Origin of the sequence: Rhodoferax sp., assembly GCF_044236835.1 — a bacterium.
Classification (GTDB): domain Bacteria; phylum Pseudomonadota; class Gammaproteobacteria; order Burkholderiales; family Burkholderiaceae_C; genus Allorhodoferax.
The window spans coordinates 53,732-76,010 of record NZ_JBIIGC010000011.1; the positions used below are offsets into that span (position 1 = coordinate 53,732).

The 22,279-nt window shown below is 62.3% G+C and carries 20 protein-coding genes; 7 read left to right on the top strand and 13 right to left on the bottom strand.

Annotated features, from left to right (window positions below):
- Nucleotides 1–64 precede the first annotated feature (64 nt).
- Entirely contained in the window at nt 65–1,975 is a 1,911-nt protein-coding gene (glmS, locus tag ACILRC_RS09340; RefSeq protein ID WP_395669092.1) for a glutamine--fructose-6-phosphate transaminase (isomerizing), read from the top strand.
- Nucleotides 1,976–2,370: 395 nt separating this feature from the next.
- Here glmS and ACILRC_RS09345 read toward each other — a convergent pair whose 3' ends face one another.
- Nucleotides 2,371–3,132, bottom strand: a complete 762-nt coding sequence (locus tag ACILRC_RS09345) for a hypothetical protein (RefSeq protein WP_395669093.1) — start codon at nt 3,130–3,132, stop codon at nt 2,371–2,373.
- A 1,053-nt stretch (nt 3,133–4,185) separates the two neighbouring features.
- Between ACILRC_RS09345 and ACILRC_RS09350 the strand changes: the two genes are divergently transcribed.
- Nucleotides 4,186–4,551: a cupin domain-containing protein gene (locus tag ACILRC_RS09350; protein ID WP_395669094.1), complete on the top strand. Its 366-nt coding sequence runs from the start codon at nt 4,186–4,188 to the stop codon at nt 4,549–4,551.
- On the opposite strand, the gene ACILRC_RS09355 is transcribed toward ACILRC_RS09350, so the two are convergent.
- From ACILRC_RS09355 to ACILRC_RS09385, 7 genes are all read right to left on the bottom strand, one after another.
- Nucleotides 4,548–5,633: an XdhC family protein gene (locus tag ACILRC_RS09355; RefSeq protein ID WP_395669095.1), complete on the bottom strand. Its 1,086-nt coding sequence runs from the start codon at nt 5,631–5,633 to the stop codon at nt 4,548–4,550. The two genes, ACILRC_RS09350 and ACILRC_RS09355, sit on opposite strands and share 4 nt — an antisense overlap.
- Before the next feature lie 29 nt (nt 5,634–5,662).
- Nucleotides 5,663–6,238: a CoxG family protein gene (locus tag ACILRC_RS09360; protein ID WP_395669096.1), complete on the bottom strand. Its 576-nt coding sequence runs from the start codon at nt 6,236–6,238 to the stop codon at nt 5,663–5,665.
- A 42-nt stretch (nt 6,239–6,280) separates the two neighbouring features.
- The gene (locus ACILRC_RS09365; RefSeq protein ID WP_395669097.1) at nt 6,281–7,468 is read right to left on the bottom strand and encodes a VWA domain-containing protein; all 1,188 of its coding nucleotides are present in this window, start codon (nt 7,466–7,468) and stop codon (nt 6,281–6,283) included.
- The gene (locus tag ACILRC_RS09370) at nt 7,465–8,391 is read right to left on the bottom strand and encodes an AAA family ATPase (protein ID WP_395669098.1); all 927 of its coding nucleotides are present in this window, start codon (nt 8,389–8,391) and stop codon (nt 7,465–7,467) included. Before ACILRC_RS09370 ends, ACILRC_RS09365 begins: the two co-directional genes overlap by 4 nt.
- 68 nt (nt 8,392–8,459) lie before the next feature.
- Complete coding sequence (locus ACILRC_RS09375; RefSeq protein WP_395669099.1) at nt 8,460–9,251, bottom strand: FAD binding domain-containing protein; 792 nt, start codon at nt 9,249–9,251, stop codon at nt 8,460–8,462.
- A gap of 20 nt (nt 9,252–9,271) precedes the next feature.
- The gene (locus ACILRC_RS09380; RefSeq protein ID WP_395669100.1) at nt 9,272–11,644 is read right to left on the bottom strand and encodes a xanthine dehydrogenase family protein molybdopterin-binding subunit; all 2,373 of its coding nucleotides are present in this window, start codon (nt 11,642–11,644) and stop codon (nt 9,272–9,274) included.
- Between the two features lie 11 nt (nt 11,645–11,655).
- Nucleotides 11,656–12,129, bottom strand: a complete 474-nt coding sequence (locus tag ACILRC_RS09385) for a (2Fe-2S)-binding protein (RefSeq protein WP_395669101.1) — start codon at nt 12,127–12,129, stop codon at nt 11,656–11,658.
- A gap of 210 nt (nt 12,130–12,339) precedes the next feature.
- Between ACILRC_RS09385 and ACILRC_RS09390 the strand changes: the two genes are divergently transcribed.
- Both ACILRC_RS09390 and ACILRC_RS09395 read left to right on the top strand, forming a co-directional pair.
- A complete protein-coding gene (locus ACILRC_RS09390) occupies nt 12,340–13,533 on the top strand; it encodes a cytochrome-c peroxidase (RefSeq protein ID WP_395669102.1) in 1,194 nt (397 codons plus the stop codon).
- A 63-nt stretch (nt 13,534–13,596) separates the two neighbouring features.
- Nucleotides 13,597–14,544 (top strand): MipA/OmpV family protein, encoded by a 948-nt coding sequence (locus tag ACILRC_RS09395; RefSeq protein WP_395669103.1) that lies wholly within the window; start codon nt 13,597–13,599, stop codon nt 14,542–14,544.
- A gap of 9 nt (nt 14,545–14,553) precedes the next feature.
- Here ACILRC_RS09395 and ACILRC_RS09400 read toward each other — a convergent pair whose 3' ends face one another.
- The gene (locus tag ACILRC_RS09400; RefSeq protein WP_395669104.1) at nt 14,554–14,940 is read right to left on the bottom strand and encodes a hypothetical protein; all 387 of its coding nucleotides are present in this window, start codon (nt 14,938–14,940) and stop codon (nt 14,554–14,556) included.
- A gap of 159 nt (nt 14,941–15,099) precedes the next feature.
- On the opposite strand from ACILRC_RS09400, the gene ACILRC_RS09405 reads away from it, so the two are divergent.
- Nucleotides 15,100–15,609, top strand: a complete 510-nt coding sequence (locus ACILRC_RS09405; protein WP_395669154.1) for a lipocalin family protein — start codon at nt 15,100–15,102, stop codon at nt 15,607–15,609.
- Between the two features lie 33 nt (nt 15,610–15,642).
- Nucleotides 15,643–17,646, top strand: a complete 2,004-nt coding sequence (locus ACILRC_RS09410) for an acyltransferase family protein (protein ID WP_395669105.1) — start codon at nt 15,643–15,645, stop codon at nt 17,644–17,646.
- 30 nt (nt 17,647–17,676) lie between these two features.
- Here the strand turns inward: ACILRC_RS09410 and ACILRC_RS09415 are convergent, their stop codons facing one another.
- The 4 genes from ACILRC_RS09415 to ACILRC_RS09430 are packed head-to-tail and all read right to left on the bottom strand — an operon-like array spanning nt 17,677 to nt 20,835.
- Nucleotides 17,677–18,147, bottom strand: coding sequence for a nucleoside deaminase (locus tag ACILRC_RS09415; RefSeq protein ID WP_395669106.1), 471 nt, complete (start codon nt 18,145–18,147; stop codon nt 17,677–17,679).
- On the bottom strand, nt 18,140–18,907 hold the full coding sequence (locus ACILRC_RS09420) for an ABC transporter permease (RefSeq protein ID WP_395669107.1): 768 nt from the start codon (nt 18,905–18,907) through the stop codon (nt 18,140–18,142). The genes ACILRC_RS09415 and ACILRC_RS09420 overlap by 8 nt, the downstream gene beginning before the upstream one ends.
- 9 nt (nt 18,908–18,916) lie before the next feature.
- The gene (locus tag ACILRC_RS09425; protein WP_395669108.1) at nt 18,917–19,759 is read right to left on the bottom strand and encodes an ABC transporter ATP-binding protein; all 843 of its coding nucleotides are present in this window, start codon (nt 19,757–19,759) and stop codon (nt 18,917–18,919) included.
- A 44-nt stretch (nt 19,760–19,803) separates the two neighbouring features.
- Entirely contained in the window at nt 19,804–20,835 is a 1,032-nt protein-coding gene (locus tag ACILRC_RS09430; RefSeq protein ID WP_395669109.1) for an ABC transporter substrate-binding protein, read from the bottom strand.
- A gap of 294 nt (nt 20,836–21,129) precedes the next feature.
- Between ACILRC_RS09430 and ACILRC_RS09435 the strand changes: the two genes are divergently transcribed.
- Nucleotides 21,130–22,107, top strand: coding sequence for a tripartite tricarboxylate transporter substrate binding protein (locus tag ACILRC_RS09435; protein ID WP_395669110.1), 978 nt, complete (start codon nt 21,130–21,132; stop codon nt 22,105–22,107).
- Nucleotides 22,108–22,279: the final 172 nt, after the last annotated feature.

Here is a 22,279-nt window from a genome sequence, read left to right on the forward strand (position 1 = left end):
AGACCACTTGTTTTGCATCTCGCCACCTACCATCCCGCCATCGCTTTGATGTGGGAGAGCAGTTATGTGTGGCATTGTTGGTGCGGTATCGACCCGCAATATCGTTCCGGTCTTGGTGCAGGGGCTCGAACGCCTGGAGTACCGCGGTTACGACTCCTGTGGCGTGGCCATCTATGCCACCGACGCCGAGCCCGGCTTGCGCCGCGCACGCAGCACCGCGCGGGTGGCCGAGTTGGCCGAGCAAATTGCGCAGGCCACGGGCACCCAAAAAATCGAAGGCCAGCTGGGCATTGCGCACACCCGCTGGGCCACCCACGGCGCACCCGCCGTGCACAACGCGCACCCGCACTTCAGCCACGGCACCGGCGCGCAGGCCACCGCCACCAAGCCGGGGCGCATTGCACTGGTGCACAACGGCATCATCGAGAACCACGACGCACTGCGCGCCGCGCTTCAGGCCAAGGGCTACCACTTTGACAGCCAGACCGACACCGAGGTCATTTCCCACCTGATCGACAGCTTGTACGACGGCGATCTGTTAGACGCCGTGAAAGCCGCCACCGCGCAGCTGCAAGGCGCGTACGCCATCGCGGTGTTCTGCAAGGACGAGCCGCACCGCCTGGTCGGCGCGCGCGCTGGTTCACCGTTGATCTTGGGCGTGGGCAAAGACGGCCAAGAGCACTTCTTGGCCAGCGACGCCATGGCCCTGGCCGGGGTGACCGACCAGATCGTGTACCTGGAAGAGGGCGATGTGGCAGACCTGCAGCTGGGCAAATACTGGCTGCTCGACAAGGCGCACAAAGCGCTCACGCCTGCGCAGCGCCCGGTCAAAACCGTGCACGCCCACAGTGGCGCGGCCGAGCTGGGCCCTTACCGCCACTACATGCAAAAAGAAATCTTCGAGCAGCCGCGCGCCATTGCCGACACGCTCGAAGGCGTCGAAGGGATCGTGCCCGAGCTGTTTGACCAGCAGATGAACCACGCCCCCGGCGCCAATGCGGCGCGGGTGTTTGCGCAGATTGACTCGGTGCTGATCCTGGCCTGCGGCACCAGCTACTACAGCGGCTGCACCGCCAAGTACTGGATCGAGAGCATCGCCAAGCTGCCCTGCCAAGTGGAAGTGGCCAGCGAATACCGCTACCGCGACTCGGTGCCCAACCCACGCACCCTGGTCGTCACCATCACCCAAAGCGGCGAAACCGCCGACACCCTGGCCGCGCTGCGCCACGCCCAAAGCCTGGGCATGCGCCACACCCTGACCATCTGCAACGTCGCCACCAGCGCCATGGTGCGCGAGTGCAGCCTAGCCTACGTCACCCGCGCCGGTGTGGAGATTGGCGTGGCATCCACCAAGGCCTTCACCACGCAGCTGGCCGGCCTGTTCTTGCTGACGCTGGCGCTGGCGCAAAGCAAGGGCCACTTGAGCGAGGCGCAAGAGGCGATGCACCTCAAAGCGATGCGGCATCTGCCAGCGGCACTGCAAGCCGTGCTGGCGCTGGAGCCGCAAATCATGGCCTGGTCCGAAGACTTTGCGAAAAAGGAAAACGCGCTGTTCTTGGGCCGCGGCATGCACTACCCCATTGCCCTAGAAGGCGCCCTCAAACTCAAGGAAATCAGCTACATCCACGCCGAGGCCTACCCCGCAGGCGAACTCAAACACGGCCCGCTGGCCCTGGTCACCAGTGACATGCCCGTGGTTACCGTTGCGCCCAACGACGCCCTGCTGGAAAAACTCAAAAGCAACCTGCACGAAGTGCGCGCGCGCGGCGGCGTGCTGTACGTGCTGGCTGATGGTGACACCCACATCGACAGCGCAGAAGGCCTGCACGTCATCCGCATGCCCGAGCACTACGGCGCCCTGTCCCCCCTGCTGCACGTGGTGCCGCTGCAGCTGCTGGCGTACCACACGGCGTGCGCGCGCGGGACGGATGTGGATAAGCCGAGGAATTTGGCTAAGAGTGTGACGGTGGAGTGAGGGGACGCGAAGGAGGCGTGGCGGATTTGAAAATGGCTTGTTGCGGCGGATGGTAGTTTCTAAAGTGAGCGAGTGTCCGAATGCTGGTGGGTAGTCAGGTTTAGGCTGAAAGCGGTCTTCCGGTGTTGGCACAACATCGACTGCTCCCGACCCAAAGCAGAAATCCAGTTGTTCGAATTAGCCACCCTAAAGCTGACATTGGAAATCAGCAGCCAGTTGTGATGGCGAGCGACTGGATTGGCGCGAAAGCGGTCTTCCAACAACGAAGCCCCAGTTTGTTTCGATTTTAAAAATCCCTCTTGGCAATACATAAACAATGACCAGACACGAATTACTTTTTGACAATTCAGGTTTTGATTGAAGGACGCGCGATGGCACGGTTTATAAGGGGCAGGTTAATTGCTGCCCGGTTTCCCAGAAGCACGACTCAAATACTCAGGAATCAACTGGTCAAGATCATGGATCTCTACTGACATTTCTCGCAGATATTGCGAGAATGTGTTAGGCCAATCCCGCTGTTCTTCGGGGACAGTCTCTTTGAAACCTACTGGTAAATCGGTGAAAAGTTCGACCATGCCGAAAGGGGTGCAATCGTATTGTTCATTCAATGCGGCGGACTTTTTCAAACCTTTTCCATGCTTTGTGCACCAGATATGCAATTTCTGCTTTGTCAAATCTAGGCCAAGGCCGGGTTGCGAGTTAGGGTGTGACGAATGAATTCTGAATACAAGGGCTGATCTCAAGACCGGTGAATTGATGTTATACATGCTCCATTGGCATGTGCCCGGCAAAAAGTAGTCTACGGTGAAATCCCCTTTGTAAACTTTGTCTTGCCTTTGCAAAAGAAGTGGAACATCAACATAAAACTGTTTGTTCTGCTTCCATGCACAGCCTGGAGGACTAATAAGTTTTTTGGATTTATTTTGTTGATCAACAGTTACCATATAAAGGAGACGGAACTCAGCCGGCCACCCATCAGGAATGATTGCCGTGAACTTCACGACTTGCTCCGGAGCAGGATTGACCACTGGATAGTTCACGTCCCCAGGCTGCAATGCCTGTGCCGGGGAATTTGGTTCTTCAGAGCGCCAGAAAAAAAATACAAGCAAACCAACAAACAACAGAAAGATAAAACCACCTAATGCGTTCTTTCTCATTTTATCGCTCCTTTCCCTCTGCCAATTGACAAGCGACACACAGCGTGCATCCCCTTTTCATCCAAATAAGCGCGCCGTAGTACTTAGTGAGGTATTCGGCACGTATGAAAGGTACGCTTTCGCTGGTGCCGCCGAGAAACAACCAGATCTGATTACAGTATTCACCACCACATAGCAGGCAGCTAGGGAAACTCTGCATAACGCAGACAACCGCCGAGCGCAAAGCATCGTTGTATATCGATGAATCAAAGTTCACTCGGCACCGCCTGATTTGGACTAGTCATAAAACGCACTCGCAAGCGGGAAATTCCTGACGAGATGAATCTGATGGTCCCATGGACGAAGTTGATAAGTCTGATTCAGCCATTTGCTGTCAAGGCAGGTGGCGCCAGATGTGGACACCCACCGCTTCCAGTGGAAACCATATTTCGTATTCATTTCTTGCCGCAGTGGTTTGGCTTGAGTGACCATACATGGAAGAGGCGCAATGCATGACATCTCGTTGTACTGCGAGTTTGCGCACCCGGACCTGTTGCTACCCGGCTTCCAGATGAGAGCACCTTCCTGCGGTTCGCCATCTCCTCGAAGAGCACAAGCTGAGTGTCCAACTGTTGGTCATCCATCGCAGAAAATCGGTAATCAGGATAAGACGTGACAGCAGGTCTGATGCTGGAGCCCATGCGAGTTAGTTTAGCCGCCGCTCGCTACCGTGCAGAGTTGCATTGAATTTCGCGGAGGTCGTTGGCGAGGTAACGTAGGCTCTACTTTCTTGCCTGCTTCGGAGCGCCGTGAAAGTCAGCTAACAGCCCGACTCCGAAGATTGCTAAATCTCTAGCGAACCTTGACCGAGCTTTTTTCGCGTCTCCTGAGCAGTCCCTCACCAGCTACCGGTTGTGGCCCAAAGCAGACGGGTGTCGGGCAGTGGCTGACTGGCAGCAACCGCGGCCCTACCGTCATTCGGGCAGCACTTGAGAGCTGCGAGACCAGTCACACGACCCTTAACGGCCTTACGATCGCCGCAGCCTAATTGACCGTCTTTCAAGTCCTCAACCCATGCCCACTCCACTACCTCAACTACTCCCCACCACCACACCCCCCGAGGACTACCACCTCCCCGCAGAAAAGCTGATTCGCGGCAACCCCAAGCAAACCGTGTGGTCGCATTACACCGACGCAAGCGGCCAGTTTTCTGTGGGCCTGTGGCGCAGCGAGCCGGGCGCGTGGCACGTCAGGTACACCGAGGAGGAGTACTGCCGCATGCTGGAGGGCAAGAGCATTCTTACCAGCGAGGCGGGGGCGGTGCTGACGCTGGTGGCGGGTGATGAGTTTGTGGTGCCGCGCGGGTTTGTGGGCACTTGGGAGGTGGTGGAAACCACGACCAAGCGCTTTGTCATTTACGAGAAGCAGCCCCAAGGCTAGGTCTTGCCGCCTGGCGCGTGGCACACCACCGCACCGGGGTCGTTGTGCAGCACCGCCAAGTCATCCTTGGCTGCTCCGACCTCCAGGTCGCGGGGAAGTTGCACCCCGTTTTTCACCGCCAAGATTTCGGCCATCACGCTCACCGCAATTTCGGGCGGTGTTTTGCTGCCGATGTAAATGCCGATCGGGCCGCGCAGCCGCCGCAGCGATGCGTCGCTTTCGCCAAAGTGTTCGATCAGCCGCGCACGCCGCGCTTGGTTGTTGCGGCGCGAGCCTATGGCGCCTATGTAGAACGCGTCGCTGCGCAGGGCTTCTAGTAGCGCCAGGTCGTCGAGCTTGGGGTCGTGCGTCAGCGCCACCACGGCGCAGCGGCGGTCGGGTTTGAAGCTGGTCACCACGTCGTCGGGCATGTCGGTGACCAAGCGCGTGCCTTCCACTGCCCAGCTGGCGCTGTACTCTTGGCGGGGGTCGCACACGGTCACGGCAAATCCGCTAAAGCGCGCCATGGTGGCCAGGTACTCGCTCATTTGCCCCGCACCGATGATGAGCAAGCGGTATTCCGGCCCAAAAACATTCACCAGCCGCGTGCCATCCAGCGACAAGTCCGACGGCTTGCTGCACAACGCAAGGCTGGCGTTGCCGCTGGCAAGCTCCACGCTGCGTTCCACCAAGCGGCCCTGGTCCAGCCAGGCCAGCAGCTCGTCCAGGTTGGCCACGTCCGGGTCAAATTCCAGCAGCAGCTCCAGGGTGCCGCCGCACGGCAGCCCGAAGCGGTGGGCTTCGTCGGCGCTGATGCCGTACTTCACCAACTGCGGCGCGCCTTGGGGCAGCGCTTGCGGCTCTTGGGGCGCGGCACCTGCGGCTTGTGCGTAGGCGCGGGTAAAGCGGTAAATCAGGTCGTCTTCAATGCAGCCGCCCGAGACCGAGCCTACCACCGTGCCGTCCTCGCACAGCGCCATGATGGAGCCCACCGGCCGTGGCGAAGATCCCCAGGTGCGCACCACCGTGGCGAGCAGGGCGCGCCGCGACTGCGCGCGCCATGTGCGCAAGGTTCGCAAAACCAGAACGTCCAGGTTTTCCATGGCGTGGGCGCTGGGTGGGAGCGGGCGCTTTAGCGCACCACCAGGTAGGCCACTACGCCCACCGCTGCGGCTGCCACCCACACCCAGGTGGGAACCCGCGCTGCTGTGGGATCTTGGGCTGCTGGCGCAACGGCCGCGGGCCGTTCGGCGTAGGCCTCTGGGTAGCGCTTTTGCATCTCTTGGTCAAAGCGCTTGAAGAAATCTTCGGCCATGGACTTGGCGACGCCGTCGATCAGGCGCTGACCCACTTGGGCAATTTTGCCCCCCACGCTGGCTTGCACCGTGTACTCCAGCGCCACGCCTTCCGCGTTGGGGTGGAGTTGCACCTTGGCATTGCCTTTGCCAAAGCCAGCGGGGCCGCCCTGGCCCTCAAAAGCGATGGTGTAGCTGTGCGGCGCGTTGATGTCGGAGAGCGCAATCTTGCCGGCGAACTTGGCCGCCAGCGGCCCGATCTTGAGCGACACCGCCATGCTGTACTGGTTCTCGCCGCTGGCCTCGATCTTGTCGCAGCCGGGGATGCACAGCTTCAACACCTGCGGGTCGTTGAGTGCATCCCAGGTTTGTTGCTGGTTGATGGCGAGTTGGCGGCTGCCTTGCATTTCCATGGTGGTCTACTCCGGTGGCGTGGTTCAAAAAAGTACGGCAGGCTAACGGCTTCGCATCAGCGCCGACAGGCTGGCAGCGAGCTGCTGCAAATGGCTTACGTTGTGCACCGCCAGCATGCCGTCGGCGTGCTGGTGCAACTGTTCGGCACCGCGCGCCAGCGGAGCGTACCCCTCAAAGCGCAGCAAGGGGTTGAGCCAGAACAAATGCTTGCAGTGGCGCTTGAGCCAGTCCAGCTCCTGCCCCAGCGCAGCCGGTTCGCCGGTGTCCAGCCCATCGCTCACCACCAGCACCACGGTGCGGCCGCCCACAAAGCGGCGGGCATGGTGTTGCCGCAGTGTCGCCAGTGATTCGCCCAGGCAGGTGCCCCCACCAAAGTCGGCGATGGTGGTGCCGGCCTCTAGCAGCATGTCGTCGGTGTCGGCGCGCTGGAAGCTGGCGCTCAGGTCGGTCAGTTGGGTGCCAAAGGCAAATACATCGCGCCGGGGGTGGCGCCGGGTGGCGGCGTGCAAAAACGCCAGCAGCAAACGCGCATACCGCTCCATGGAGCCCGACACATCCACCAAAAACACCAGCGGTGACAACTCGCTGCGGCGCTGCCTGCGCGGCAGCACGGCGGCGTCGCCGTCAAAGCGCACGGTTTGCCGCATCACGCCCGACCAATGCAGCCGTGGCCCGGTGTGGGCTTTGCGGGTGCGGCGTCCGGCAAAACGGGGCAGGGGCAGTGGAATGCCGCGCACCAGCCCTTCCACCAAACGGTACTCGGCGGCGGAGAGCTGGTTGAAGTCGGCATGGCGCAGGCGTTCTAGGGCGCTGGCGGTCATGGCGGCGTCGAAATCGATCTTGTGCTCGTCTTTGCTGGGCATCGCCTGCTGTGGCGTGTGCTTGCGCGGGGTCAGCGCCTCGCGCACGCGCGGCCTGCGCTTGCTGGGCTCGGCTTTGCCCTCGGCGCTGGGCAGCATTTGGGCCAGCAGCTTGTTGGCCATGTTGGGGTCTTTGAAAAAGACGTCAAACAGCTCGCGAAACACCATGCGGTCTTGCTCGCGGCTGACCAGCACCGCTTCGAGCGCGGCCCCCACGTCGGCCTTGCTGGCCAGGCCCACCAGCAGCGCCGCGTCGTGGGCTAGCACAATGCGTGCACTGTCCACCTGCACGCCAGCGTGGCGCAGGGTGCGCCCAAACGCCGCGATGTTCTGCGCAAGCTTGCCGCTGCGCGCGTCGCCCAGGTTCATAGGTCTTCGGGTGCCAGCAGGGCTTGTGCCATGTCGATGTTGAGCGCGGCAATGTCGTCACGCTGTTTGAACATGATGCCCGCCGTATCGCTGATCACCTCGGGGTCCAGCACCAAGGTGTCCAGGGCGATCAGCGCGCGGGCCCATTCCACCGCCTCGGCGATGCCGGGCGCGCGCTGAAAGGCGTTGGCAAAAGGCTGCTGGCGCAGACGCGTCACCACCATGGCGACCTGCGCGGACAGCTGCTCGCTGGCCTGCGGCACCTGGGCGCGGATGATGGCCAGCTCGCGCTCGCGCTCGGGGTAGTCCAGCCAGTGGTACAGGCAGCGGCGCTTGACCGCATCGTTGAGTTCGCGGGTGCGGTTGCTGGTCAGAATGGTGACCGGCTTGTACGTGGCTGACACCGTGCCCAGCTCCGGAATGCTGACCTGGTACTCGCCCAGGTACTCCAGCAAAAAGGCCTCAAAGGGTTCGTCGGCCCGGTCCACTTCGTCAATCAGCAACAAGGCGCCGGGTGCCGGGGCCTGCAGCGCCTGCAAGAGCGGGCGGCGCACCAGGTAGCGCTCCTGGTAAACCTCTTGCTCCATGCGGGCCACCTGTGCTTCGGTGCTGTCCTGCGCGTTGCTTTGCAGCCCGGTTTGCGCCGCGCGCATGTGCAGCAACTGCGCTGCATAGTTCCACTCGAACAGGGCTTCCCGCTGCTCCAGCCCGTCGTAACACTGCAGGCGGATGAGGGCGCGCCCCAGGGCCTGCGACAGCGCTTTGGCCAGCTCGGTTTTGCCCACGCCGGGTTCGCCTTCGAGCAGCAAGGGCCGCTGCAGCTTCAATGCCAGAAACACGGCGGTGGCCAGCCTGCGCTCAGCGAAGTAGCCGACCGAGGCCAGCGCAGCCATCAGCGCGTCAATCGAAGCAAATGTCGTCATACAACAGGTCCATGGAAAAAAGGCTCCGCGCCCAGAGGCTGCGGAGCCCTTGCGGACACCAGCCCGGCTTAGCCCAGTATCTTGGCCACCGCCCGCTGCGTCTGCACGCTGATGAGGTTGGCCCGGTAGGCCGCACTGGCGTGGAGGTCGGCGTTGAGCGCCGAAGCATCGATGGCCACCGATGCCGCCGACTGTACCGTGAAGCTCTTGTTGAGCGCGTCTTCCAGCCCTTTGTGACGGAAAACGCCTTGGCCTGCGCCTGTGACCGCCACCCGCACGCCCGAGGCGGTTTGCGCCACAAACACGCCCACCAGCGCAAAGCGCGAGGCCGGCTGCACAAACTTCATGTAGGCCGCACCTTTGGCGACCGGAAAGCTGATGGCTTTGATGAGTTCGCCGTCGTTCAATGCCGTGGTGAACATGCCCAAAAAAAAGTCGTCGGCTGCAATCTTGCGCTGGGTGGTGTGCACGGTGGCGCCGAGCGCCAAGACCGCGCTGGGGTAGCAGGCAGACGGGTCGTTGTTGGCCACCGAGCCGCCCAGCGTGCCCATGGCGCGCACCTGGCGGTCGCCAATGTGGGCTGCCAGATCGGCCAGGGCCGGAATGGCCGAACGCAGCTCGGCGTGGTCGGCCACTTCGCGGTGGCGGGTCATGGCGCCAATGACGAAGGCATCGCCCTCGCGGCAGATGCCAGACAGCTCGGGAATACCAGCCAGGTCGGCCAGCGTGTTGGGCTGCGAGAGGCGCTGCTTCATGGAGGCCAGCAAAGTTTGCCCGCCGGCCAGCACCTTGGCACCGCCCGCAGCGAGCCGCGCTGCCTGGTCCACCGAAGTGGGACGTTCATACGTGAATGCGTACATGGATGTCGACTCCTTGAGGTTTAGGCTTTGGCCGCTTGGATGGCTTCCCAGACACGGTGCGGCGATGCCGGCATGTCGAACTCTTTGACACCGACTGCGCGCAAGGCATCGAGCACCGCATTGATCACGGCGGGTGGTGAACCGATGGCTCCGGCCTCGCCGCAGCCCTTGGTGCCCAGCGGGTTGTGGGTGCAGGGCGTGCAGATGTTGTCGATTTTGAAGTCCGGGAAATCGTCTGCCCGCGGCATGGTGTAGTCCATGAACGAGCCGGTCAGCAGCTGGCCGGTTTCGCGGTCGTAGACGCAGTTTTCTAGCAGCGCCTGGCCGATGCCTTGCACGATACCGCCGTGCACCTGGCCTTCCACAATCATCGGGTTGATGATGGTGCCAAAGTCGTCCACCGCGCTGAAGCGGTCCACGCGGGTGGTGCCGGTGGCGGGGTCGATTTCTACCTCGCAGATATAGGTTCCTGAGGGGTAGGTGAAGTTGGTGGGGTCGTAGAACGCGGTTTCGTCCAGGCCGGGCTCGAGCTTGTCGAGCGGGTAGTTGTGCGGCACATAAGCGGTGAGCGCAACCTGGCCGAAGGTGACCTTTTTGTCGGTGCCTTTGACGGTGAATTCGCCGTTGGCAAAGTCGACATCTGCGTCGCTGGATTCCATCAAGTGGGCCGCGATCTTCTTGGCCTTGGCCTCAATCTTGTCGAGGGCGCGCATGATGGCCGCGCCGCCCACCGAGATGGAGCGCGAGCCGTAGGTGCCCATGCCGAAGGGCACGCGGCCGGTGTCGCCGTGGACGATGTCCACCGCCTCCACCGCAATGCCCAGGCGCGCTGCCACCACCTGCGCAAAGGTGGTCTCATGCCCCTGGCCGTGGCTGTGCGAACCGGTAAACACGGTCACGCTGCCGGTGGGGTGCACGCGCACTTCGCCGCACTCGAACAGGCCGGCGCGGGCACCCAAGGCACCTGCGACGTTGCTGGGTGCCAAACCACAGGCTTCGATGTAGCTGGAGTAGCCGATGCCACGCAGCAGGCCCTTGGCCGCACTGGCGGCTTTGCGCGCTTCAAAGCCTGCCACGTCGGCCAGCTCTTGCGCTTTGGTCATGCAGCCGAGGTAGTCGCCGATGTCGTATTGCAGGGCGACCGGCGTCTGGTACGGCCAGGTGTTGATGAAGTTGCGCTTGCGGATCTCGTCTTGCGAGAGACCCAACTCCCAGCCGCAGCGGGTCACCAGGCGCTCCAGCAGGTAAGTGGCCTCGGGGCGGCCTGCGCCGCGGTAGGCGTCTACCGGCACGGTGTTGGTAAACCAGGCGTCCACTTCCACGTAAATCTGCGGGCAGGTGTACTGGCCCGCCAACAGCGTGGCGTACAGGATGGTGGGAATCGCAGTAGAGAAGGTCGACAGGTAGGCGCCCAGGTTGGCGTCGGTGTGCACCCGCATGGCCAAAAACTTCCCGTCTTTGTCCATGGCCATTTCGGCGTGGCTCACGTGGTCGCGGCCATGCGCGTCGGTCAGAAACGCCTCGGAGCGGTCGCTGGTCCACTTGATGCTCCGGTTGATCTGTTTGGACGCCCAGGTGAGCGCTACGTCTTCGGCGTACAGATAAATTTTGGATCCAAAGCCGCCGCCCACATCGGGCGCAATCACGCGCACCTTGTGCTCGGGCAGACCCAGCACGAAGGCGGTCATCAGCAAGCGTTCTACATGCGGGTTTTGGTTGGCCACATACAGCACATATTCTTCGGTAGCGCGGTTGTAGTTGCCAATGGCGCAGCGCGGCTCCATAGCGTTGGGCACCAGGCGGTTGTTGATCAGGTCCAGCTTGGTGATGTGCGCCGCATTGGCAAACGCCGCGTCGACCTGGCCTTTGTCGCCCAGGGTCCATTTGTAGCAATGGTTGTCGGGCGACACCTCGTGCAGCGCAGTGCCTTTGGCTGCATCGCGCACATCGGTGACGGCGTCGAGCACCTCGTAGTCCACCACCACGGCTTCGGACGCATTGCGCGCCTGCTCCAGTGTTTCAGCCACCACCATGGCGACTTGGTCGCCCACATGGCGGGCTTTGCCCAGCGCCAGCACCGGGTGCGGCGGCTCCTTCATGGGCGAACCGTCGGGGTTGTTGATGAGCCAGCCGCAGGGCAGGCCACCCATCTTGCCTTCAAGGTCGGTGCCGACGAAGACCCGGATGACGCCGGGCATGGCTGCTGCTGCGCTGGTGTCGATGCTCTTGATCACCGCATGCGCGTAGGGGCTGCGCACAAACACCGCGTAGCTCTGCGCCGGCATGGTGATGTCGTCGGTGTATTGCCCGGCGCCGGTGAGGAATCGGTAGTCTTCTTTGCGGCGGACCGACTCACCGATGTGCGGGAGTTTGGAAAAATCTGAGGCACCCATTGCTGTTCTCCTTATTTGGCAGAGGCCATGCCAGCACGACCTTGCTGGACGGACTTCACGATGTTTTGGTAGCCGGTGCAGCGGCAGATGTTGCCTTCCAGCAGCTCGCGGATTTCGGTGGAACTGGCGTTGGGGTGTTTGTTGCACAGGTCAATCGAGCTCAGCACCATGCCCGGTGTGCAAAAGCCGCATTGCAGGCCGTGGCACTCTTTGAACGCCGCTTGCATCGGGTGCAGCGTTCCATCGGCTTGCGCCAAGCCTTCGATGGTGGTGATGTCAGCGCCCTGCGCCTGTGCCGCCAGCATGTTGCAGGACTTGACGGCATGCCCGTCTTTCATGACAGTGCAAGCGCCGCACTGCGCGGTGTCGCATCCCACGTGGGTGCCGGTCATATTGAGGTGCTCCCGCAGCAGCTGCACCAGCAGCGTGTTGGGCGCCACGTCAACCGACGTGTCTTTGCCGTTGATCTTGAGTTGAATCTGCATTGCGCGTGTCTCCGTCGCCATGGATGAAAAAGAAGCCTTTGGCATTGTTTTTCATTGACCACGATGTGCACCTAGGCAAAACCCTTGGTTCGGGCGGTGCGGCCATCGGCACCACTCCAAAACCCGGACCGACGCAAAACTTTACACAAGCACACACGCGATTGACGCATGCGCCGCAAAAATCCAAACACAACAATCTTGGGTGCGCCAATGCCGAAAAACTCCAGCCTTTCTTACTCGCTGTTTGCTTTGCCATGGGCCTTGCCGCTCACATTGCTGGCCGGTTGCGGCGGCGGCGGGTCGTCCAGCACCGCGCCCGCCACTTCTACAACCACCACCCCGGTGGCGGTCACCCAGGCGCTTACCGTGGACTTCGCCAGCTTGTCCAACTATGCTGCGCCCGCGCTGCCCGCGTACTACGACGCTACCGTCAGCGCTTTAGACAACACCCCGCCCCAAGACCCGGTGGACGACAAGATCGCCACCCTGGGCCGGGTGCTGTTTTACGACAAGCAGCTCAGCTTCAACAACACCGTGTCTTGCGCTTCCTGCCACAGCCAGGCCAACGGGTTCGATGATTCCCAGCGCTTCAGTGTGGGGTTTGAAGGCAACGCGTTCACCACCGCCCATGCCATGCGCCTGGGTAACAGCCGCTACTACCGGCCAGGCGATACCTTTTGGGACCGGCGCGCAGAAAGCCTGGAAGCACAAGCCAGTCAGCCCATCCAAAACGCCATCGAGATGGGTTTTGACGCCGCCCACGGCGGCTTTGCGGCGGTGATCACCAAACTGCAAAACCTCAGCTACTACCCCGCGCTGTTCAGCTTTGCCTTTGGCGATGCGGCCATCACCGAGGCCAGGGTGCAGCGCGCGCTGGCGCAGTTTGAGCGCGCCATGGTCTCCACCGGCAGCCGCTGGGACGCCGGCTACAGCGCCAACTACGCGCCTGCCGCCCCCGACCGTGGGCTGGGCACACCGATTGCCAGCTTTACCGCCGAAGAAAACCAGGGCCGCGCCCTGTTCATGAACCCGCCGAACGCTGGTGGCGCGGGCTGCGTGGGCTGCCATGTGGCACCCACCTTCTCTCTGGCGGCCAACTCCCGCTCCAACGGGCTCGACGCCGGCGAGACTGTCGTGTTCAAGTCCCCCTCGCTCAAGAACGTCGCCTTAAGCGGAGCCTTCATGCACGACGGTCGTTTTGCCACCTTGACCGAGGTGGTGGAGCACTACAACAGCGGCGTGCAAGCCGGTCCCGCCCTGGACAACCGCCTCATCGGCCCGGGTGGACAACCGCGCCGGCTCAACCTCACCACCGCCCAGAAGGCGGCTCTGGTCGCGTTTATGCAAACCTTGACCGACACCGCGCTGGTCGCCGACGCCAAGTTTTCCACGCCGTTTCGCTAGGCCTATGGAGAGGGCCTGGCTTTGTCGTGGGGCTTTGGCGTTTGTGGCGTAATACGGCGCACCATGAAGACCCAAACCACTCTTTCAATGCCCCCGGTGTGCGGCACCGATCGCACCCTCCCTGCCACCCAACCTGCGAAGCTGACCGAATTGGATGCTGCACCTCTGCGGCACCCTTTCTCTGGCCTGGCCGTTTTCTTTGCTGCGTTCTCCCTCCTGGGCGTAGCCAGCCCCGGGTTGGCACAAGACCGCGATGCCGGCCAGCCCCTGTGGGAAGCCGGTGTGTTTGCCGGTGGCGTGTCCACACCGGCCTACCCGGCCTCATCGGACCGGGCGTCCCGGATCCTGGTGGCGCCGGTGTTCATTTACCGTGGCGAGATTTTTCGCGCTGACCGCGACGGCGTAGGTGCCCGGCTTTACCGCTCGGAGAACATGCAGTTCGACGTCGGCTTTGCCGCCTCTTTACCGGCAAATTCCGATGACAGCGCTGTTCGCAAAGGCATGCCGGACTTGGGGACCTTGGTAGAGTTTGGCCCGCGCCTGAACCTGACCCTGGCGCGGCCCGCACCCGGCACGCGCTGGCAGTTGGAGGTACCGGTGCGTTCGGTGCTGGAGCTCAATGGCGGAGTGCGCGGCCAGGGCTATGCGATTGAGCCCAAGCTGGCCTACGAGGTGCGCGATGTGGGTGGCGGCTGGAGCCTAGGTGCCTCGGCCGGTCTGGTGTGGGGGGATGCGCAACTCAATCGCTTTTTCTACAGCGTGACGCCCGAGTACGCTACTGCGGCACGCCCGGCCTATGACGCGCAGCCCGGCTTGATTGCCATGCGCATGGGGCTCAACACGTCGAAATCTTTAACGCCCGATCTGCGGGTGTTTGCTTTTGTGCGACAAGACACCTACGGCGTCGGTGCCAACCGCGATAGCCCTTTGCACCAGCAGGCCAGCGGCACCTCGATGGGTTTGGGCTTGGTATGGATGCTGGGTCGCTCCGAGCGGAAGGTGCCGGGTTGACGCTCCGGTTCAGGGCGCGTCTACGATCCAAGCCGGGTTGAGCGCGCGGATGCGTTCGTCCACGTAGTAGCCGCCGTACTCGGTGTAGCGCAAAAACAGGCGGGTGCAGTGCGCGCACTGCCACACCTCGCAGCGGTTGTAGGGAAAGTGCGTGGGCGCAATCGGAGCGTTCTCCGACCAGCCGGTGGTGCCTTCGGGGTGGTACTCCAGCAGTGTGGCGTGTTCGCTCTCTTCGTCGCGCAGGGTAGCCACTTGGCGCAGGTCGGCACGGTCAAAGCCAGCAGGTAGCGAGTCCCAACCGGGGCAATGCAAGGCTTTGCAGTGTTTGCAGGGCGTCTGGCTGGCGCCCAAGGCCAGGTCGCGCAGGCCTTGTGCAGAGAGTTTTTCGAAGCGCATGGGGCGTGGTGAAACGGTGGCGGTGCCCGATTGTGCAGCGCGGTGGGGCACCTGGATCGAATCGCGGTGCGCTCGTCATACGAAAGAAAGGTGTTGGGCATGGCTTGGTTTCAAAAGGTGTGGCTGCCAAGCGCGTGGGTGGCGCCTGTACTGGCGGGAATGTGTGCACTGCAGGCGGCGGTGCCTGTGGCGGCGGCGGAACCTGCCACAGCGCAGGTGCGCAGCGTGGCCGCGGTGGACCTGGGTCGGTACACGGGTACCTGGTTTGAGATCGCCAGCTACCCGATGTTTTTTCAGCGCAAGTGTGTAGGCGACACCACGGCCGAGTACAGCGCGCTGCCCGATGGCGGCATTCGGGTGCACAACCGCTGCCGCAGCGACGCCGGTTTCATCTCGGCCACGGGCAAGGCCACGGTGGTGGAGGGTTCGGGCAATGCGCGGCTGAAGGTGTCTTTCTTCTGGCCCTTTCGGGCCGATTACTGGGTGATTGGGCTGGACCCAGATTACCGCTGGGCGGTGGTGGGCAACCCGGGTCGCGACTATCTGTGGGTGCTGTCACGCACGCCCCAATTGCCGCCCGAACTCCTGGACGCCGCCTTGACATCGGCGAGGGCCCAGGGCTTTGGACTCGAGGCTTTGCGCTTTACCACGCACACCAACGCGCCCTGAGCCACCAGCGGGTGGCTCATTAAAATCCGGCGCGTGTTGGCTCCCCCGCTTGTCCCTGCCTACCGCCCCGACATCGACGGGCTGCGCGCCATTGCGGTGGTGGCGGTGGTGCTGTTCCACGCGTTTCCATCCAGTCTGCCCGGCGGGTTTGCCGGGGTGGACATGTTCTTCACCATCTCGGGCTTCTTGATCACCGGCGTGCTGCTGCGCGACCATGCCCGTGGTGCCTTTTCCCTGCGCGACTTTTACGCCCGGCGCATCAAGCGCATCTTCCCTGCCTTGGCCTTGGTGTTGGCGGCGTGCATGGGCCTAGGCTGGCTGGTGCTGACCGCCGAGGAGCTCACGGCTCTGGGCACTTTTACTTCGGGCGGCGCTGCGTTTTTGAGCAACTTCTTGCTGTGGCGCGCATCCGGTTACTTTGACACCGCTGCGGATACCAAGCCGCTTCTGCATTTGTGGTCACTCGGTATCGAAGAGCAGTTCTATCTGGTGTGGCCGCTGCTGTTGTGGTGGTGGTTTCGCAAGCCGCAGCGCGTGGGCCTGTGGATGGGGGCCTGTGTGCTGGCGTCACTGGCGTACAGCCTGTGGGCGGTGCGGGTGGATGCGGTGATGGCGTTTTATTCGCCGCTGCCGCGCTTTTGGGAGCTGGGTGTGGGCGGCCTGTTGGCCTACGCACTGTGGCGCCATCCGCAGATGCTGCAGCGCTTTCGCCCGGCGGCGGCGTACCTGGGGCTGCTGCTGGTTGCACTGGGGATGGCGCTGTTGGACAAGGGCGCGGCGTTTCCTGGCTGGTGGGCGCTGCTGCCCACCCTGGGCACTGCGCTGCTGATTTTTTCGGGCGATGCTGCCTGGCTGGGTCGGCGCCTGTTGGCCAGCAAGACCTTTGTTGCCGTGGGCTTGATCAGCTACCCGCTGTACCTGTGGCACTGGCCCATGTTGTCTTTTGCGCGCATTGTGATGGCCGAGACGCCACCCGCTGAGGTACGTGCAGCGCTGGTGTTGGTCAGCGTGCTTTTGGCGTGGGGGACCTACCGCTGGCTGGAGCGACCCATTCGGTTTGGAGGGAGCTTTGCTGGTCGGTCTGGCGGACACATGGGCGTGCACTCGGGTGGGCCGTCACGCTGGACCGTGCCCGCGTTGAGCGCGGTGATGGTGTTGGTGTTTTTGGCGGGCTATGGGCTGACGGCCAACCACGGATTCAAGGCGCGCCACCACGCGCTTCTCAACGCCGATCCCGCCACCATGGTCAACGGTGCCGACCGCAGCCAATTGCTGGCCGATTGCCTGCTCTCGCCCGCCGAGCACGCTTTGTTTGAGTGGTGCGCGCGCGACAAAAAACCGGTCAGCGCTTACGTGGTGTTGGGCGACAGCAAGGGCGAATCGCTGTTCTTTGGGCTCTCGCGCGAAACCGCTGGGCCGCGCGGCTGGCGCTTGCTGGGCCCGGTGCAGCACGTGCTGGGAGATGCCGCCCCGCTGAGCCTGGAGTCCTACCGGGCGGTGGAGCAAGACCCTAATGTGGAGGTGGTGGTGTTTGCCAACGCACTGCGCGGCATGTTCGCGCTCGATCCCCAGTCGGGCTTCATCCGAGGTGAGGTGTTGGATGCGGAGATTGAGCGCCATGTGGATACCTACAGCCGAGCCTTTGCACGCTTTGCCCGCGCTGGCAAGCGCTCGGTGTTTGTGGTGGACAACCCGTCGCTGCCCGACCCCAACAGCTGCGTCAGCGGCACCATGACCGACATCCCGTTGCTCAAAGAGCTGCTGGTGCGCAGGGCCAACCCGTACTGCACGGTGCGCTACACCGACCACCTGCAGGGCACGCGTGCCTACCAAGAGTTTGTGCAGCGGCTTAAAGCACGCAACCCCGACGTGCTGGTGTTCGACCCAACGCCCTTGCTCTGCGACATCCCCGCCAATGTGTGCACCATTACCGAAGGCCGCAACTTCTTGTACAGCTACGGCGACCATATTTCAGACTACGCCAGCTCCAAGATCGCCCGCCAGCTGCTGGGAGAGATGTTTCCAGCGCCGCAGTGAGTACGCGGCCGCAACCCCCAGTGCGTGGCGCTACTTCCAAAACCCGCTGTGCAGCGCGGCGATTTCCGGTTCCAGCGCGGGCACCGGGCCAGTGATTTCAAAGTGCTTTTGGCCGGCAGCAAGCACCGTGCGGCAAGGCAGGTGCATGGTGGGGTTGTCGCCGTGGTTGCCGGTGAGTTCCAGCAGCCGCGCCTCGGTGATGCCAAACACCAACCGTCCAATGTGGGCCCAGTACTGGGTCGCAGCGCACATGGCGCAGGGCTCTACGGTGGTCACCAGCGTGCACTGCCACAGGTAGTCGGGAGAGAAGTTGGTGGCGGCGGTACGCGCCAGCGTGTTTTCGGCGTGGTTGACGGTGTCGATGTTGCCTTGCTCGGCCAGCACCGTTTCGCCATCGGGTGCCACCAATACCGCGCCGAAAGGGTGCTTGCCCAGGTCCCTAGCGCGGCGGGCGACCGCGTTGGCGTGGCGCAGGTGCCGCAGCACCTGCGCTTCAAGCATTCTGGCTGCCGCGGTGGGCCCAGGCAGTGGTGTGCTTTTCGATGGCGCTGAACAGCTCGTACATCGCCATGGCCATGGCACCCACCACCACCAGACCGGCAAACGCCAAGCCCATTTGCATCGCCGAGCCTGCTGAGATCAGCAGGTAGCCAATACCTTCGTTGGCGGCAGTCATCTCGGACACGGTGGTGCCCACAAAGGCCAGCGTGATAGCGACCTTGAGTGAGCCGTAAAAGTAGGGCATGGAGCGCGGCAGGCCAACTTTGATCAGCACATCCCAGCGTTTGGCACCCAGCACCCGCAGCACATCTTCCAGCTCGGGCTCCAGCGTGGCCAAGCCGGTGGCGATGTTGACCATGATGGGGAAAAAGCTGATCAAAAACGCGGTCAGGATGGCCGGGCCGATGCCAATGCCAAACCACACCACCAGGATCGGCACAAACGCCGCTTTGGGCAGCGCATTGAATGCCGTCATCAGCGGGTACACCGCTGCGTACGCCAAGCGCGAACTGCCAATGACAAAGCCCAGTAACACCCCCACCACGATGGCGATGCCAAAGCCCGCCATCGTCACCCAAAAGGTACGCCAAGCGTGGCCCGCGATCAGCGCCTTGTATTCCACAAACTGCGTCCAGATGCGCCAGGGGCTGGGAAAAATAAACTCAGAGACATTGAATGCCGAGCAGATGATTTGCCACAGCACGATGAATGCCGCCAGCAATATCCACGGCGACCAGATTTCAACCTGACGTTTGTTCATGTTTTGCCTTCAGGTGCTTGCCGGTGCGGTGCTGGCGCCAGGCGATGTTTTGCGGATAGCCCCGATGTGCGAGCGCAGCTCTTGCACGATTTCGCCAAAGGCCGGGGTGTAGGTGAGTTCCAGCTCGCGCGGGCGCGGCAGGTCGATCTCGCGGCGCACCACAAAGCGGCCCGGGCCCTTGCTCATGACGTACACCGTGTCGGCCAAAAACACCGACTCGCGCAGGTCGTGCGTGACCAAGATGACGTTAAAGCGCTGCTCGGTCCACAGGTCGCGCAAGATGCACCATAGCTCCTCGCGGGTGAATGCGTCCAGCGCGCCAAAGGGCTCGTCGAGCAGCAGCATCTTGGGCTCATGTATCAGCGCGCGGCAAATGCTGGCGCGCTGCTGCATGCCACCCGAGAGCTGCCAAGGAAACTTGTCCTCATAGCCGCCCAGGCCCACCTTTTGCAGCAGGCTGCGGGCGCGCTCGGCGTACTCTTTGCGCTTGGCCTTGAACTGGCTGCGGTAGGGCTCCACAATTTCCAGGGGCAGCAGCACGTTGTCCAGCGTGGTGCGCCACGGCAGCAGGGAGGGTGCCTGGAACGCCATGCCCGAAATTTTCAGTGGCCCGGTCACGGGCTGCCCGTCGATCACGATCTTCCCGCTGGACGGCTTTTGCAAGCCGGTAGCCAGCTTCATGAAGGTGGACTTGCCACAACCCGAAGGCCCCACGATGGCGATGAACTCGCCCTTGCGGACCTGCAGATCAATGGCCTCGACGGCAAAGTGGTTCTGCGCTAGCAACTGTTCGTTGTAGGCCAACCAGACGTCTTTGAAGTCGACAAACCAGGGTTCTGCGTGGTCCTGCATGGGGAGTTTCCAGGTGGTTTCGGAAGGTGGCGCTACCGCGTGGCTTACTTGGCCGCAGGCAGCACGTTGAGTTCGGCCTTGGAGGGCAGGAAGCTGCCGTTCCACACCGCGTCGGGGTTGACGCGGGTCTTGGTGTTGAACGCATCCGACACCTGCGAGGCCATCAAGCTCAGGCGCGGGCCGCTGACCTGACCAAAGCCTTCGCTGCGCGCATTGGGCGTATTGATCGCACTGTCGATGGCCATCTTCAGGCGGCGGGTTTCCAGCTCGGTGTTGATGATGCCGTCACGCGCTTTCACGTCCGCCACTGCGGCAGCCGGGTTGGCCACCACGTCCTTCACGCCCTTGGCAAAGGCTGCCAAAAACGCCTTGACGGCGGCGGGGTTGTCCTTGAGGAGCTTGGGCGATGCGATCACCACGTTGCCATACAGCTTCACGCCAAAGGCCGGGTAGGGCAGCACCACGATCTCTTCGGGCTTCACGCCGCGGGCTTCGAGGTTGAGCACCGAGGTGAAAGTGAATCCAGTGATGGCATCAATGTCGCCACGGGCCAGCATGGTTTCACGCAGCGGCGGGTCCATGGAGGTCCACTGCACGCCGGAAATATTGTTGGCTTTGGCAAAAATCGGGAAGGCGCGGCGGCCGGCGTCAAACACCGGTGCGCCGAGTTTCTTGCCATTGAGGTCGGCTGGCGTTTTGATGCCGGACTTCTTCAAAGCCATGACCGATGCGGGCGTGTCGTTGTAGACCATCATGATGGCTACGGGCTTGTTCGGCGCATCGGGGTTGTTGGCATGGAACTCCATCAAAGCCGACAGGTCGGCAAAGCCCATGTCGTAGGCGCCCGAGGCCACGCGGGTGACGGTACCGCCCGAGCCGTTGCCCGAGTCGATGGTGACGTCGAGGTTGGCAGCCTTGAAATAGCCTTTGGCAGCGGGCGTCAAAAACAAGGCGCCCGGGCCTTCAAAGCGCCAGTCCAGCTGGAACTTGATGGGTGTAGTTTGGGCCATGGCAGAGCCAAAGGTACCGGCGCATACCAGGGCGGCGGTGGCAATGAGCAGCGAACGTTTTTGCATATTGGTTTCCGTGGGATGGGGACAGGGTGGAAGGGAACGCTATGTTAGTTCAAGCAAAAGCGGTGCCAAGCGTATCCCTTTGCGGGGGCTAGTTTGCACGGTGGCACCGTTCTGGCTCGCGTTGCGCACCTTCAGCTCGCGTGGGGTGCTGCCGCGCGGCCGGGCAGCCCTTGCTTGCGCGCCGGGTCTGTAGGACTACGCAAGCCGGGGTGCGCGTTGGGGTCTAGGTGCTTTCCGCAGTGCCGTATCGAACGCCCTGGCGACATACTCCTGCGATTAACTTTGGAGACTGACTTGAAACTTCCATTCCTGCGTACCCTGTCTGTTGCCGCATTGGCGGCGGCTGCGATCGTCCCAGGCCACGTGCTGGCACAAGCATGGCCCACCAAACAACCTATCAAGCTGGTCGCGGTGTTTCCGCCGGGCGGCTCGGTCGACCAGGTGGCCCGCATGCTGGCGCCGGTGTTGCAGCAGCAACTCGGCCAAAACGTGGTCGTCGAGAACAAAGGCGGCGCATCGGGTTCGATCGGAGAAGCGGCGGTGGCAGCCTCCGCCCCAGACGGCTACACCTTTGCGGTGGTGTTTGACACTTTTGCCGTCAACCCCAGCCTCATCCCCAATCTGAGCTACGACTCCAAAAAAGACTTGGCCCCTGTGATTTTGGTCGGCACCTCACCCATGGTGCTGGCGACCAACCCCAAGTCGGAGTACCAGACCTTTGCCGATGTGGTGGCCGCCGCCAAGAAGAAGCCCGGTCCCAGCTTCGGCACCATCGGCTCGGGCAGCCTGGGCCACGTGGCCATGGCCTTGCTGGGACGCAACAACAACCTGGACTTTCAGCACATTCCCTACAAAGGCGGCGGTCCGCTGATGAACGACGCCCTGGCCGGCCACGTTCCGCTGGCAATTGGCTCGGTGGCCTTGGTCAAGCCGCATATTGATAACAAACTGATGCGCCCATTGGCAGTGACCACCACCAAGCGATCGCCCGATTTGCCCAACGTGCCTACGATTGCTGAGAGCGGATTCGCTGGCTTTGAAGCCCCGGCTTGGTGGGCGGTTTTGGCACCAGCAAAAACGCCACCTGAGGTCATCAAGCGCATGAACGAAGAGATTAACAAGGCCATCCGCAGCCCGGAACTTGCCAAGCGCATGGACAGCCAAGGTATAGACGTCATGGGCGGCACGCCTGAGGCGGCACGTGCCTTCATCGAGCGCCAGATGGAAATCTGGGCCAAGGTGGTCAAAGACAACGGCATCAAAGCTGACTAACCCCCCCTTGGGCATGGCCCATTCTTCGAAATGCACCCTCGTGGTGCATTTTTTTTGAGAAGGTGGCGAAAATTTTTCTAAATTTTTAAAAATAGCCCTAAATCCCCGTCCAAATCTGCCGTTAAGAACCGTACGTTAACCACTCATTGTCACTGGAGGGGCCAACCGAGCC